Below are 12,948 nucleotides of genomic sequence, written 5' to 3'. Positions count from 1 at the left end.
TTCCAGAAGCTTATAGCCGGTTAAAAAAAATCAATGCAAATGCAGATCGAACCTATACTCGAAGACAATAAAGACCGTTTTGTCATTTTTCCTATCAAGCACGATGATATCTGGCAATTTTACAAGAAGGCGGAAGCCAGCTTCTGGACAGCAGAAGAAGTAGACCTGTCGCCCGACCTCAACGACTGGAACAATAAGCTCAATGCCGATGAACGCTATTTCATTTCGCATATCCTGGCCTTTTTCGCGGCCAGCGATGGCATTGTAAACGAAAACCTGGCCATTAACTTCCTGCAGGAGGTACAATATCCCGAAGCCCGCTGTTTCTACGGCTTTCAGATCATGATCGAGAATATCCACTCGGAAATGTATTCCCTGCTTATCGATACCTATATCAAAGACGCCCCGGAAAAGGACCGCCTCCTGCGCGCTGTGGACACGATCCCCTGCGTACAGAAGAAAGCCGAATGGGCCCTGCGCTGGATACAGCAGGGTACCTTTGCCGAGCGCCTGATCGCCTTTGCTGCCGTGGAAGGCATCTTCTTCTCCGGTAGCTTCTGCTCTATCTTCTGGCTGAAAAAACGCGGCCTTATGCCTGGTCTCACTTTCTCCAACGAACTCATTAGCCGGGACGAAGGCCTGCATTGCGATTTTGCCTGCCTGCTGTACCAAAGCCACATCATCAATCCGCTGCCCGAAGCCACGGTGAAAGATATCATCCGGAATGCCGTTGAGATAGAAAAAGAGTTTGTAAGCGATGCGCTCCCGGTAAGGCTTATCGGTATGAACGCAGAGCTTATGTGCCAGTATATTGAATTTGTGGCCGACCGGCTGCTCCTTGCACTCGGTTGCTCCAAGATATGGAATGCCGTTAATCCTTTTGACTTCATGGAGCTGATCTCCCTGCAAGGCAAAACCAATTTCTTTGAACGGCGCGTGGGCGAATACCAAAAAAGTGGTGTGGCCAACAAAGACAAAGGCTCCGCTTCTTTTTCCCTGGATGAAGATTTTTGATGCTTATGTTAAAGTATTAGGTATTGCGTATTAGGTATTAGGTATTGAGTACTGTGTACTATGAAAGATGTATTCCATACCTTATCTAAAACAAAAAGTCTATGCATCAGTACAAGAAATTAGATGTATGGCAAAATGCCGTTGATTTTGCCGTTGAGATTTACCTAATTACCAAAAATTCCCCATCAGAAGAAAAATTTGGACTAACGACACAATTAAGACGGGCAGCTATTTCGGTAGCTTCCAACATTGCAGAAGGAGCATGCAGGAATACAGCAAAGGAATTTTATCATTTTCTGGGCATTTCTTCCGGTTCAATTGCCGAAGTGGAAACCCAGCTAATCATCGCCAGCCGCTTAGGTATGATACCAGAAGAAGCATCGAATAACTTATCGGAGAAGGCAACTGCGATACTGAACAAATTATGGAAACTAAAAGTATCCCTGACCTAATACCTAATACCTAACAAACCCTATCCAAAAACCCCAATCGACTAAAATACCTCCAATATATGTTTGTAATTAAACGCAGCGGCAAGCCGGAAGCCGTACACTTCGACAAGATCACCTCCCGGATCATGAAACTGAGCTATGGCCTCCAGGTGAGCTCCGACGATATTATCGAGATCGCGAAAAAGGTGATCCAGGGTATTTATAATAACGTCACGACCACCGAGCTGGACAACCTCGCTGCGGAAACTTCAGCATCGTTCACGACGCTGCATCCCGACTTTGCCGTGCTGGCCGCCCGTATTGCTGTAAGCAACCTCCATAAAAACACCCGGAAATCATTTTCCGAGGTAGCCGACATCCTGTATAACTATATCGATCCGAAAACAAACGAAAAAGCACCGCTGTACTCCGATGAAGTGTATGAGATCGTGAAGGAGAATGCCGACCGGATCGACTCCGCTGTCATTTACGAAAGAGATTACCACTTCGATTATTTCGGCTTCAAGACCCTCGAGCGCTCTTACCTGCTGCGCACCGATGGCCAGATCACGGAACGCCCCCAGCATATGTTTATGCGTGTTGCTATCGGCATCCATAAGAACGATATCGACGCCGCTATCGAGACATACAACCTGATGAGTGAAAAGTGGTTTGTGCATGCCACACCGACTTTGTTTAACGCAGGCACCCCTAAGGCGCAGATGTCTTCCTGCTTCCTGCTGAGCATGAAAGAGGATAGTATCGACGGCATTTTTGAAACATTGAAACGTTGTGCGGTGATCTCACAGAGCGCCGGCGGCATTGGCCTCAACATCCACAATATCCGCGCTACCGGCAGCTATATCAAAGGTACCAACGGCGTGAGCAATGGTATTATCCCCATGCTGCGCGTATTCAACGATACCGCTCGTTATGTAGACCAGGGCGGTGGCAAGCGTAAAGGCGCCTTTGCCATTTACCTGGAGACCTGGCATGCCGATATCCTCGACTTCCTCGAGCTGCGTAAGAACCATGGCAAAGAAGAAATGCGCGCCAGGGACCTTTTCCCTGCCCTGTGGGTTTCCGACCTGTTTATGAGGCGTGTGGAAGAGAATGGCGAGTGGGCCCTTTTCTGCCCCAATGAAGCGCAAGGCCTGGAAGAGTTGTACGGCTCCGCCTTTGAAGAACGCTATATCCAATATGAGCAAGAAGGTCGAGCCAGGAAAACCCTGCCCGCCCGTGAGCTTTGGAACGCCATACTGGAAGCGCAGATCGAGACCGGAACCCCTTATATCCTGTATAAGGATGCTGCCAACCAGAAGTCCAACCAGAAGAACCTGGGTACCATCAAATGCTCCAATCTCTGCACCGAGATCATCGAGTATACAGCGCCCGACGAAGTAGCGGTATGTAACCTGGCTTCGATCTCCCTGCCCCGCTTTGTCGATGGCAAATCCTTCGACTTTAAAAAGCTGTACGAGATCGCTAAGATCGTAACCCGGAACCTGAACAAGGTGATCGATGGCAATTACTATCCTTTGGCCGAGGCCGAAAACTCCAACAAGCGCCACCGACCCGTCGGTATTGGTGTACAGGGCCTGGCAGATGCCTTTATGCTATTGCGCCTGCCTTTTGAAAGTGATGAAGCCGCGCTGCTGAACCGTGATATTTTTGAGACCATCTATTTCGGCGCTATGGAAGCGTCTATGGAACTGGCTAAGGAAGACGGCGCTTATGAAACGTTCAAAGGCTCTCCGCTGAGTGAAGGTCAATTCCAGTTTGACCTGTGGAATGTAACGCCTACTGACCGCTGGGATTGGGAAGGTCTGCGTAAGGATGTCATGCAATACGGTGTACGCAACTCCCTGCTGCTGGCGCCTATGCCTACCGCTTCCACCTCGCAGATCCTGGGCAACAACGAGTGCTTTGAACCTTATACCAGCAATGTTTATAACCGCCGCGTGCTCTCCGGTGAATTTGCCGTAGTGAACAAGCACCTGCTGAAAGACCTGATCGGTCTTGGCTTATGGAACGACAGCATGAAGAACAGGCTGATCGCCGAGAACGGCTCTGTACAAAACATCGCCGAAGTGCCCCAGGAACTGAAAGATATTTACAAAACCGTTTGGGAGATCAAGCAACGTTCTATTATCGATATGGCTGCCGACAGGGGCGCTTACATCTGCCAGTCGCAGTCGCTGAACCTGTTTGTAGACCAGCCCAATTTTGCCAAACTGACCTCTATGCATTTCCACGCATGGCGCAGGGGCCTCAAGACCGGTATGTATTACCTGCGTACCAAAGCAGCAGCCGACGCGATCAAGTTTACCGTCGACGTAGCCGCCTTAAACCGTCCGCAGGTAGAAGCCCAGGCCCAGCAGCAAAGCGACATCGCTTGCTCGCTCGACAACCGCGACGAGTGCCTGGCTTGCGGAAGCTGAGTTTTTTGATTTGTTATAAGGACGACCTAAGGTCATCCGAAAGTCCCCGGCCATGTACCGGGGACTTTCTTTTTGCCAGACAGAACAGCAGCGACGATATGGAAGCGGCTCAGGTTTGCTGCAGCTCTTTTTTAAAGGAAGCCAATATGGCTTTCAGTCGATGATCGTAGCCAGCGGCAACGTCTATACCGGCAACCGTTATAGAATGGGCAAAAGTCATAAAGTCAGCGGGATGCTCGCGCCGCTTGCCAGACTGTATATCCACTGGAATGAATCTTGTCCAGAGCAATGATTTCAGCTGTGCCCGCGCAGCATCCGTCATCATCATCTCCACCAGCAGACTATTGGCGTCTGCACCGATAAGCATGCTGCTGATGCATACCCGCTCACGGTAGGCGGCGGGCTTCAGATAGCTGACCTGGTGACCACCGACAACCCAACTGAGCCCCTTTTTGTAGTGATCAGCCAGGTTCAGCTGGTAAGCCTGCTCCAGGTGTTCCTCGCGGGCATGCAAAAAATAATCGAGGTAGCGTGCATTGTTCAGGTGACCAAAAGGATCACAATCGGCAAAGCGGATAACATAAGCGGAAGAAGGATGCTTATCCATAAGAAATAATTTAAAAAAGACCGATCGGTCTAATATTGAATAAAAAAAATTACACCATAAAACGTTGCTTTACTTCCCGTCCTAAATGCTTCAACAGCTTGTTCAGGACACCTGGCTGGTCAGAAAGCTTGCTCATCATAATACCGCCTTCGATAATACTGTAGATGAGCATCGCCTCTTCTTCTGCATGCAACCGGTTATCGAATTCGCCGGTGTCGATCCCCTTTTGAATGATATACTGCAGCGATTGCAGCATTTCCTGCATAGCAGCTGCCGCCTTCCGTTTAAGAAAGGGCAGCTGATCGTCTGTCTCCACTGCGGTATTGAGCACAGGGCAACCGCCGGGGAAGAGGGAGTTGACCGTATAGTTATGATAAAACTTAAATATTGCCTGCAACTTGCCGGCAGCAGTCCTTTCGGCCATCACCCTGGCCCTTACCGCTGTCAGCACCATCTGGTAGGAATAGTCGAAGGCGGCCGCGGCGATATCGTCTTTGCTTTCAAAATTACCGTAGATCCCACCTTTGGCCAGACCGGTTGCTTCCAGGATGTCGCTCATCGAGGTGCCGGCATAGCCTTTACGGTTAAATACCGGTGCAGCACGTTCGATGATCAATTGTCTTGTCCGTTCTGATTTGGTCAGCATGGACACAAATATAAACCGATCGGTCTTATTTTCAAAAAAATATTGGGCGTTGAGTATTGGGTATTGAGATTTGAGTATTGAGATTTGGACCTTGGAGTTTAATATTTGAAATTGCCGACTACCCGATTGCCCATTGCGCACCAGACAGATAACCGCAAAGGGCGCTAAGCTGTGCGCAAAGAGCACAAAGAATCAGCGTGAAATGCCTCGCTTAGAAGCATTTTCCCGCTAAAGGGACATGCCGGTAGCCAACAACCGACCTTGATCATTTGCACCTTTCGGATCAGTGTCTTCAATTGTTCAAAGGTACTGAGATGCTTCGGTGGCGCCCGCAGACCTCGGCATGACAATGCGATGTTTTTGCTTAGTATCCGATCTCGTAAGCGCTCCATTGCCATCCTGATACAGTCATTAGAAAATGACATGCTGGTAACCCAACGTTAAACTGCTCCTTTAACCTTCGACTTCGCTCAGGGTGACCATCGATATAAAGCATTTGTGTTGTGGTGTTCCTCCTCGAACTTGCGATCAAATTTTTGTCAGGCTGAGCGGAGTCGAAGCCCGGCAAAAATTTCTGCAAAAAATTACTGCCTCTTAAATAGTTATCATTAGCATCCGACGCTTGCGCAGCTTGCGATTGAAGGACCTCTTTCTGTTGAGAAAGGACATTGGCATACTTTAAATGAACGCTATTTCTTTAACTTAAGAGTTTGCCTTCGCAGGACGAAATTTTGAAATATTGTAGATAACTTCTTTCTTAAAAAACGACATTGGTCTTTGACTTTTGATTTTTGAATTTTGATTTTTATCACCCACATTGTTTTCGCTTTCTTCCTATATTTGCCCCGTTGCTCCGGCAATACAGTTCTTATTTTTTTTCTCATAGCCTGGTGCCCTTTGGTAAAGCAATTACCTGAAGGACTTAAAAAGGAACCGTGTGTAATTCACGGGCTGTCGCGCAACTGTAATCCCAAAAGGAGAGCCAGATACTTGCCTGCTATGTTATGGTTCATGCTTTCGCGATCTGAAGCTATGGCGCCGACGAAAATAAAGCCAGGCATACGCCTGTCCGCAGGCGTTGTTCCCGCTGTTGCTTTTTCCGTCTTCCCCATGCTCCGCTTCGCAAAGCTTATTACAGCAAGTTCATCATTTTTTAAACGCAATAGCAGCACCATGTTGCAATCGCATTACCTGCCGTTAACCTGTTACGCCTAACCACTTACCTTTGCATCAGTATGCCTTGTCATGAAACCAAATCCTGCCCGCGCTGCAATGCTCCCTTCGAATGTAAGGTGGGCACTGTAAACGAGTGCCAATGCAGCGGTATCAGCTTCAACGAGGCGGAAAAAGACTATATCGCGCAAAGCTATGCCGATTGCCTCTGCCGTAAGTGCCTGCTGGAGATCCGGCATGAAATGCGGGTAAAGGCCTTTAATGAAAAAGTAAACCAGATTATTCCTCCTATACAAAAGCAATGACCTTAGAACAACGTATCCAGGACTCAGAAACCCGTATTTTCAAAGCCGTTTTCCCCAACAATACCAATCATTACGACACCCTGTTCGGCGGTACCGCTATGCAGCTGATGGATGAGGTGGCTTTTATCGCCGCTACACGGTTTACCCGTAAAAAGGTGGTGACTGTATCTTCAGATAAGATTGATTTTAAAATGCCGATCCCCGGCGGTACCATTATCGAGCTGATTGGCCGCGTAACCTATATTGGCACCACCAGCCTCAAGGTGAAGGTGGATATCTTTATCGAGGAAATGTATTCGACAACCCGCGAAAAAGCGATCACCGGCACATTCACTTTCGTCGCCATAGACGAAAACAAACGGCCGGTGAGCATTGCCTGACAAGGCAGGTATATCTAGAAATCGAAGTTGATCCTGGCACGGATGCCCAGGTCGGAGATATAAGGATGATCCAGGTAAGACAAGCGTTTTACCAGGTCGACCCGGAACAGGTTGAGGATATTTTCAACCCCTACACTGACCTCCATATAGGGCTCTTTCTCGAGCGAATAAGTTGTGGTGCGGCCATACTGGTCTACCGGGAAGCGGAACAGGGTTGGATCGTTCGTGGGGCGGTTCTCAGCCCGTACGCCGCCATACAGCAGCTTGAAAGTTGCTACCTCACGCAGCTTCAGCTTCTTGAACAAGGGTATCTTGTTAAAGATGAAGCCATACATGTGATAGTCGATATTCAGGTTTACGTAGCGGTCGCTTACAAACTCAAGGAAGTTCATCAGCGAGTAAGCCTGCAGCTGGTAAGCATAGGTCTGGTTAGCTTTGGCTATATCCAGCAACGGATAAGGCACCTTGCCAAAGATATAGCCGCCGCCCACGATCACATCGGCAAGTCCGAGCTGAGAGAGATAGAACCGCTTATAGATATTTCCCCTGATGGCCTGGTAGTTGTATTCGCCACCCAGGAAGCCTTTCACACCGGCATTGAACCGCACCGTAATGATCGGATAAGGATTGGGAATAGGCGTACGGTACAGCTTGCGCTGGAAGAATTGCTCATGCGGCGCCCAGCGCCATTCCACGCCGAATTCTGAATTGCGGAACGACCGTACGGTATCCTTCAGCGCCGCATCGGAATAAATGAAGTCAAGACCGCCGGCAGCCTCCTGCTTCTGGTTCTTGTACTGCGCCCTTACACTCATGTGATCGCCGAACTCGTACACGTATTCCAGGCGCAGGATGTCGTTGTACATCCACTTATCGTTGATTCCGCGTTTGAAGGAAAGCAGCAGGTTGTCTTCCTGCACAAATTGCAGGTCCTGGCCGGGAATGCTCGTTTCCCGCTGGAAGCTGGCCCTGAAATAACTCAGCGGATAGGTATAAATACTTTTGTTGTTGATTGAATAGGTACCGCCGAGGTAAAATTTCCAGCGTTCGTCTTTGAAGCCGTAGGCGCCATAAGCCTCGGTGTAAAAACGCTTGCTGAACTGCGTTGTGGTACGGCCGCCAAAACGCAGCCGGAAACCTTCGACCGGATTAAAGCTGTAAAAGGTACTCAACGGACCTATTTCCACGGGACCGTTCACATTATAGCCAGCCAGGAAAGTAGTACCGATCCACATCAGTGTCTTGAACGACTTCATGTTGTTCAGGCTATCCATATTGCGGTACGTATTCGCTTCCACAGCCGTAAGCGAATCGGGGCGGTTCTGCAGCCAGTAATCGTTGGTATGGTTAAGCGAGCTGTCGGCCCTTACTGTTTCCTGTCCTTTGAATACGCTATCTGCAATACGATCGGTCATATTGAAGTTTCGGATCGTAACGGAGCGCTCGCCAAAAAGGCCTTTCTTGCCTTGGAACAGGCCAAAATTCACCAGCAGATTGCTTTTGGAAGGGTGGTAGCGGCCGTCGGCGCTGCGTTCAAAATCCAGTGTAAGATCCAGGCTGGTAACCCAGTTGAGGTTCACATCTTTGCTCACACCCAATACCGCTTTCTGTACCGCATAGTTGCCATCGAGCGTGATATACAGCTTACCCTGGAAGAGCAGATCGTTCTTGTTGCGGGGGAACAGGGACAGCTCTACCAGCTTGATCCCGTCGGCAGAAACGGTATCGGTGATATAGAATTTGTAAAAGGTAGGCGACATGTCGGCAATGGGACTCAGGAACGAGTTCGTCACCACATACACATTGTTCTCGTAAAGGTCCACATCCTGGTACAGGTGCTTCAGGTAAGTGGTAATACTTTCATTATTGATGTAACGCTCGTCGAAATTGATCCGCTTGGTCGCCGTTACGATCACCTTTTTCTTTTCCGGGCTTTTACGGAAATATTTCTGGGAGATATTTTCTTCGAGATAAACCGGGAGCAATGCCTTGCCGGCGATCTTGGTGGTATCGACATTGTCGAGTACAAACTTATATTTCCGGAACAAGAAGTTCTTCTTGATCGCTTCGGGCGTGTTGTTGATGGCCACCTGCATCTTTTCATACTCCTGGTAAGAAACGTAATCGTAATGTTCCATACGGTTCTGCTTCTTATGCTCAATCACCCTGCGAATCAGCTCTACTGCGGGGTTGTTCTTATTGCGGTATTTTTCCTTTTTCGGTTTGATCACCACCTCATCCAGGGTCTTGTTGCTTTCTTTGAGCGATATATTGATCGTCTGCGTCTGGCCGATGGCTATCTCACGGGTCTCGGTAAGATAGCCCAGGAAAGTAAATTGTATTTTGCCGGCCTGTTCGGTGGTCTGCAGCTCGTAATTGCCCTGCACATCGGTAGTCGTGCCGGAGGTAGTTCCTTTGATCGCCACACTCACGAACGGCATCGGATCGCCTGAAACAGCATCCTTTACCGTACCCCGTACTATGGTTTGCGCCCAGCCCGGTACCTGTACGGCAATAAGCAGTACCAATACCAGCCCCAGCCATCTACTTATTTTAAGCCCCATGCTCCTGCTGCTTTCTGAAAACGAAAAATTTCTGAAGTACATAATTATAACCTATGCCTACGAGTAAGGATATGATGATCTTGGATATCCAGTCCTCTAGTTTGATGATTTCGGTGAACACGTACACTCCGCCGGCATTAAGCAGGAGATTACCGGCCCATACGACAATGTATTTTAACGCCTGCCAGCCTGCCTTGTTTGTCTTAGACGAAAAAACCCAGTTCCTGCCTAGCAAGAAATTGGTAATTCCGCCACAGATATTGCCGATCACGCTGGCGGCAAAGAACCACCCGAGTAGTTGCTTGCAGATAAAAGTGACCCCAAAATCGACTCCCGTTGCTATCAGGGAGGAGGCCTGTGCTTTTAAAAAAGTACGCATTCCCGAGATAACCGGTTGTCCGGGATGTTTAAAAACAACAATTATTAAAAAGAACGACGATGACCTGCAGGATGATATTGGCATACACGCCAGCCAACACATCGTCGAGCATCACACCCCAACCGCCTTTGAATGCTTCCATCCTGCGGATAAACAGCGGCTTGGCGATATCAAAAAAGCGGAACAGGACAAAGCCGATGAGCAGCCACCGCCAATCCACAGGGATAAACAGCACACTGATGAACATACCGGCCACTTCGTCGATCACGACACGGTAGCTGTCTTTGCCCCAGTCTTTCTCGACTACATTGCCGGCCCATACGCCCAGCAGGGTAGTGGCCACGGTAAGCGCTATTTGCCATGCCCATAAGGCGCCATGGTCACGGAACAGGAGCCACCATATAAATGCAGCAAAGGCGGCAGCAACAGTACCACCGCCTTTGCGTATATATCCTATTCCAAAAATAGATGCGATCCATTTCATTGATGAAGCGGGTTGTGCTATCACCTTGGTTACAGCGCCTCTACCAGGTCCTGGTAGTAGTCGAGGCCCAGGTGCGTGATGAGGTCTTCACCCATAATGTGACGCAGCGTATTCTGCAGCTTGATCAATTGCTTGAAAATGTCATGTTCCGGCTTCAGGCCTTCGGCGGTCTGCGGCGACTTGAAGTAGAATGACAGCCATTCCTGGATACCGCTCATATTGGCGCGCTGGGCCAGGTCCATGAACAGGGCCAGGTCAAGCACAATAGGCGCTGCCAGGATAGAATCGCGGCACAGGAAGTTGATCTTGATCTGCATAGGATAACCCATCCATCCGAAGATGTCGATGTTGTCCCAGCTTTCCTTATTGTCGCCGTGAGGGGGATAATAGTTGATGCGCACCTTGTGGTACAGCTCGCCATACAATTCGGGATTCTGCTCCGGCTGGAAAATTTCTTCCAGTACGCTCAGCTTGGATACCTCTTTGGTCTTGAAGTTGTCGGGATCGTCCAGCACCAGGCCGTCGCGGTTACCCAGGATATTGCTGGAGAACCAGCCGTTCACGCCCAGGGCGCGTGCCGCCAGACCGGGAGCCACGATGGTCTTCATCAGGGTCTGCCCGGTTTTGAAGTCTTTACCGGCAATAGCCACATTCAGCTCTTTGGACAGCTCTACCAGGGCGGGAATATCACAGGAGAGATTGGGAGCGCCATTGGCAAAAGGAACGCCCATCTTGATCGCAGCATAGGCATAGACCATGCTGGGTGCGATACGCGGGTCATCGTTCTTCATGGCTTCTTCAAACAAGGCGATATCGTTATGGATATCAGTTGGCTCGATATATTTCTCGGTAGAAGCACACCAAACCATCACCAGGCGTTCGCAATTGTTCTGCTCCTTAAAGTTGCGGATATCTTCCATCAAAGCCAGGGCCCAGTTGTATTTGGTATCCTTTGCCTTGATATGGGTGCCATCCAGGTTTTTCACGTATTCATGGTCGAATACCGCCGGCATCGGCTTGATCTGCTCCAGCTCAGCTTTGATCGCATCCAGCTGGTGCTGCTGCAATACTTTGGCATTCGAAGCGGCTTCATAAACATTATCATTGTATACGTCCCATCCGCCAAAAACGATGTCTTCCAGACCTGCCAGGGGTACAAAGTCTTTGATCTTGGGATAACGGTTCTCGGTACGCTTGCCCAGGCGGATATTACCCAGCTGGGTCAGGGAGCCAATCGGCTTGGCAATACCTTTTTTTGTCGCTTCCACACCGGCAATAAAGGTAGTGGCTACAGCGCCCATACCGGGTATCAGCACACCCAGCTTACCTTTTGCTGCTTCGATTTGATAATCCATTGTATTCTGTTTTGTATGTAAAATTGTAGAAATGCTTGACTAAAATGCAACTTAATGCCGCAAAGATAGTAACAATTAAGTAATTTAAACAAACGTTTAATTAATTTTTTCAATTGGTTCATTTTCGTTCGTTGCCAGTCTCAACGATTTCATTGGCTCACAACCATTTCTGCTCACGATACCAGGCCAGGCTTTGCGTCAATCCCTCCTCAAGGAAGTACCGGGGTATATAACCCAGGTGGGCCCGCGCTTTTTCAATGCTCACATTCCAGTTCGGCGCCGTGATCTCGCCTACCCGCTCCGGATACAGCAGGGGCAACCGGGCGCTGTTGCGGTACAACCGCTCTATAAGGACAGCCAGGGCTCTCACTACCCCTACAGGCACATAGAACCGGAAGGTCTTGCGATCCAGTATTTTTTTAATGATCTGCGCGACTTCTTCCCTGGCATATACGTTTCCGTCGCTGATATTGCAGGTGATACCAGGCTCCGTTTCTTGCGACAGTACATCAAGGCAAAGGTTCACCAGGTCGGTCACATAAACAAAGCTCAGCCATTGGCAGCGCCGTCCTATATAAGGCTCCCAGCCCTTCGACAGGCTGCGTAGCATCACAAAAAAATCCTTTTCGCGGGGTCCGTACACGACAGTAGGCCTCAGGGTCACCAGGGGCAACTCTTTTATTTCCGACAGGTATTGCTCGGCCAGCAACTTGCTGCGGCCGTAAGCCGTAATGGGTTCCGATAGCTTCTCTTCCGTAATGGGTACCGGGCTATCATACGCTACAGGGCCAACGACGGCCAGGCTGCTGAGGAAAACAAATTTTTTCAAAGGAATGCCCGACTGCAGCGCCGCAAGCGCCAGGTTGCGGGTCAGTTCGGCATTGATACGGTTAAACGCTTCCTGATCCCTGGCGCGTATGGCGCCTGCCAGATGAATGATATAGTCGTATTGCCCCGCCACCAGCTCTTGCCGCAAAGCGGCAATATCGTTGAAATCGGGATAAATGTAGCGCACCGGGAAGCCTTCCAGGTGGCTTACCTGGCTGCTCCTGCGTATAGCGGCCACCACTTCAAAGCCCCTGGCCACTGCTTGGGCGACCAGGTGATAGCCAATGAAGCCGGAGGCTCCGGTCAGGAAGATTTTGCCCTGTTTTGCCAATCGTTTTCTG

12 protein-coding genes and 1 riboswitch are annotated in these 12,948 nt (G+C 49.4%); of the genes, 5 read left to right on the top strand and 7 right to left on the bottom strand.

Translation table 11 applies throughout. The features are described 5' to 3' along the window. Positions 1 to 39 precede the first annotated feature (39 nt). The 3 genes from DZK30_RS01000 to DZK30_RS00990 all read left to right on the top strand — a co-directional run bounded on the left by DZK30_RS01000 (position 40) and on the right by DZK30_RS00990 (position 3,886). Complete coding sequence (locus DZK30_RS01000) at positions 40 to 1,014, top strand: ribonucleoside-diphosphate reductase small subunit (RefSeq protein WP_118973359.1); 975 nt, start codon at positions 40 to 42, stop codon at positions 1,012 to 1,014. A 101-nt stretch (positions 1,015 to 1,115) separates the two neighbouring features. Continuing rightward, positions 1,116 to 1,466 (top strand): four helix bundle protein, encoded by a 351-nt coding sequence (locus DZK30_RS00995; RefSeq protein WP_118972219.1) that lies wholly within the window; start codon positions 1,116 to 1,118, stop codon positions 1,464 to 1,466. A 59-nt stretch (positions 1,467 to 1,525) separates the two neighbouring features. After that, positions 1,526 to 3,886, top strand: a complete 2,361-nt coding sequence (locus DZK30_RS00990) for a ribonucleoside-diphosphate reductase subunit alpha (RefSeq protein WP_118972218.1) — start codon at positions 1,526 to 1,528, stop codon at positions 3,884 to 3,886. A 109-nt stretch (positions 3,887 to 3,995) separates the two neighbouring features. On the opposite strand, the gene DZK30_RS00985 is transcribed toward DZK30_RS00990, so the two are convergent. Together DZK30_RS00985 and DZK30_RS00980 are read right to left on the bottom strand one after the other, a co-directional pair. After that, positions 3,996 to 4,493, bottom strand: coding sequence for an acyl-CoA thioesterase (locus DZK30_RS00985; RefSeq protein ID WP_118972217.1), 498 nt, complete (start codon positions 4,491 to 4,493; stop codon positions 3,996 to 3,998). A gap of 49 nt (positions 4,494 to 4,542) precedes the next feature. Further along, on the bottom strand, positions 4,543 to 5,139 hold the full coding sequence (locus DZK30_RS00980; RefSeq protein ID WP_118972216.1) for a TetR/AcrR family transcriptional regulator: 597 nt from the start codon (positions 5,137 to 5,139) through the stop codon (positions 4,543 to 4,545). A gap of 870 nt (positions 5,140 to 6,009) precedes the next feature. Next, positions 6,010 to 6,151: riboswitch (cobalamin riboswitch) on the top strand. Positions 6,152 to 6,374: 223 nt separating this feature from the next. On the opposite strand from DZK30_RS00980, the gene DZK30_RS00975 reads away from it, so the two are divergent. Both DZK30_RS00975 and DZK30_RS00970 read left to right on the top strand, forming a co-directional pair. Further along, entirely contained in the window at positions 6,375 to 6,617 is a 243-nt protein-coding gene (locus tag DZK30_RS00975; protein WP_118972215.1) for a cysteine-rich CWC family protein, read from the top strand. Continuing rightward, positions 6,614 to 6,997: an acyl-CoA thioesterase gene (locus tag DZK30_RS00970; protein ID WP_118972214.1), complete on the top strand. Its 384-nt coding sequence runs from the start codon at positions 6,614 to 6,616 to the stop codon at positions 6,995 to 6,997. The genes DZK30_RS00975 and DZK30_RS00970 overlap by 4 nt, the downstream gene beginning before the upstream one ends. Before the next feature lie 14 nt (positions 6,998 to 7,011). On the opposite strand, the gene DZK30_RS00965 is transcribed toward DZK30_RS00970, so the two are convergent. The 5 genes from DZK30_RS00965 to DZK30_RS00945 form a co-directional block, all read right to left on the bottom strand. Beyond that, entirely contained in the window at positions 7,012 to 9,561 is a 2,550-nt protein-coding gene (locus DZK30_RS00965) for a DUF5686 and carboxypeptidase-like regulatory domain-containing protein (RefSeq protein WP_118972213.1), read from the bottom strand. Continuing rightward, complete coding sequence (locus DZK30_RS00960) at positions 9,551 to 9,940, bottom strand: GtrA family protein (protein ID WP_162902740.1); 390 nt, start codon at positions 9,938 to 9,940, stop codon at positions 9,551 to 9,553. The genes DZK30_RS00965 and DZK30_RS00960 overlap by 11 nt, the downstream gene beginning before the upstream one ends. Before the next feature lie 28 nt (positions 9,941 to 9,968). After that, complete coding sequence (locus DZK30_RS00955) at positions 9,969 to 10,424, bottom strand: phosphatidylglycerophosphatase A family protein (protein ID WP_118972211.1); 456 nt, start codon at positions 10,422 to 10,424, stop codon at positions 9,969 to 9,971. 29 nt (positions 10,425 to 10,453) lie between these two features. Then, a complete protein-coding gene (locus DZK30_RS00950) occupies positions 10,454 to 11,779 on the bottom strand; it encodes an inositol-3-phosphate synthase (RefSeq protein WP_118972210.1) in 1,326 nt (441 codons plus the stop codon). A 157-nt stretch (positions 11,780 to 11,936) separates the two neighbouring features. Beyond that, entirely contained in the window at positions 11,937 to 12,938 is a 1,002-nt protein-coding gene (locus tag DZK30_RS00945) for an NAD-dependent epimerase/dehydratase family protein (protein WP_118972209.1), read from the bottom strand. Positions 12,939 to 12,948: the final 10 nt, after the last annotated feature.

This window comes from Taibaiella koreensis (assembly GCF_003545715.1).
GTDB classification, from domain to species: domain Bacteria; phylum Bacteroidota; class Bacteroidia; order Chitinophagales; family Chitinophagaceae; genus Taibaiella; species Taibaiella koreensis.
The sequence above is the reverse complement of the archived record's forward strand: the minus strand, read 5'-3'. Positions and strand labels throughout refer to the sequence as shown.

What these genes read in the sequence shown, in the direction of transcription:
- DZK30_RS01000 (WP_118973359.1), top strand. Translation starts at nt 40, where the DNA reads ATGCAGATCGAACCTATACTCGAAGACAATAAAGACCGTTTTGTCATT.
- DZK30_RS00995 (WP_118972219.1), top strand. Translation starts at nt 1,116, where the DNA reads ATGCATCAGTACAAGAAATTAGATGTATGGCAAAATGCCGTTGATTTT.
- DZK30_RS00990 (WP_118972218.1), top strand. Translation starts at nt 1,526, where the DNA reads ATGTTTGTAATTAAACGCAGCGGCAAGCCGGAAGCCGTACACTTCGAC.
- DZK30_RS00985 (WP_118972217.1), bottom strand. Translation starts at nt 4,493, where the DNA reads ATGGATAAGCATCCTTCTTCCGCTTATGTTATCCGCTTTGCCGATTGT.
- DZK30_RS00980 (WP_118972216.1), bottom strand. Translation starts at nt 5,139, where the DNA reads ATGCTGACCAAATCAGAACGGACAAGACAATTGATCATCGAACGTGCT.
- DZK30_RS00975 (WP_118972215.1), top strand. Translation starts at nt 6,375, where the DNA reads ATGCCTTGTCATGAAACCAAATCCTGCCCGCGCTGCAATGCTCCCTTC.
- DZK30_RS00970 (WP_118972214.1), top strand. Translation starts at nt 6,614, where the DNA reads ATGACCTTAGAACAACGTATCCAGGACTCAGAAACCCGTATTTTCAAA.
- DZK30_RS00965 (WP_118972213.1), bottom strand. Translation starts at nt 9,561, where the DNA reads ATGGGGCTTAAAATAAGTAGATGGCTGGGGCTGGTATTGGTACTGCTT.
- DZK30_RS00960 (WP_162902740.1), bottom strand. Translation starts at nt 9,940, where the DNA reads ATGCGTACTTTTTTAAAAGCACAGGCCTCCTCCCTGATAGCAACGGGA.
- DZK30_RS00955 (WP_118972211.1), bottom strand. Translation starts at nt 10,424, where the DNA reads ATGAAATGGATCGCATCTATTTTTGGAATAGGATATATACGCAAAGGC.
- DZK30_RS00950 (WP_118972210.1), bottom strand. Translation starts at nt 11,779, where the DNA reads ATGGATTATCAAATCGAAGCAGCAAAAGGTAAGCTGGGTGTGCTGATA.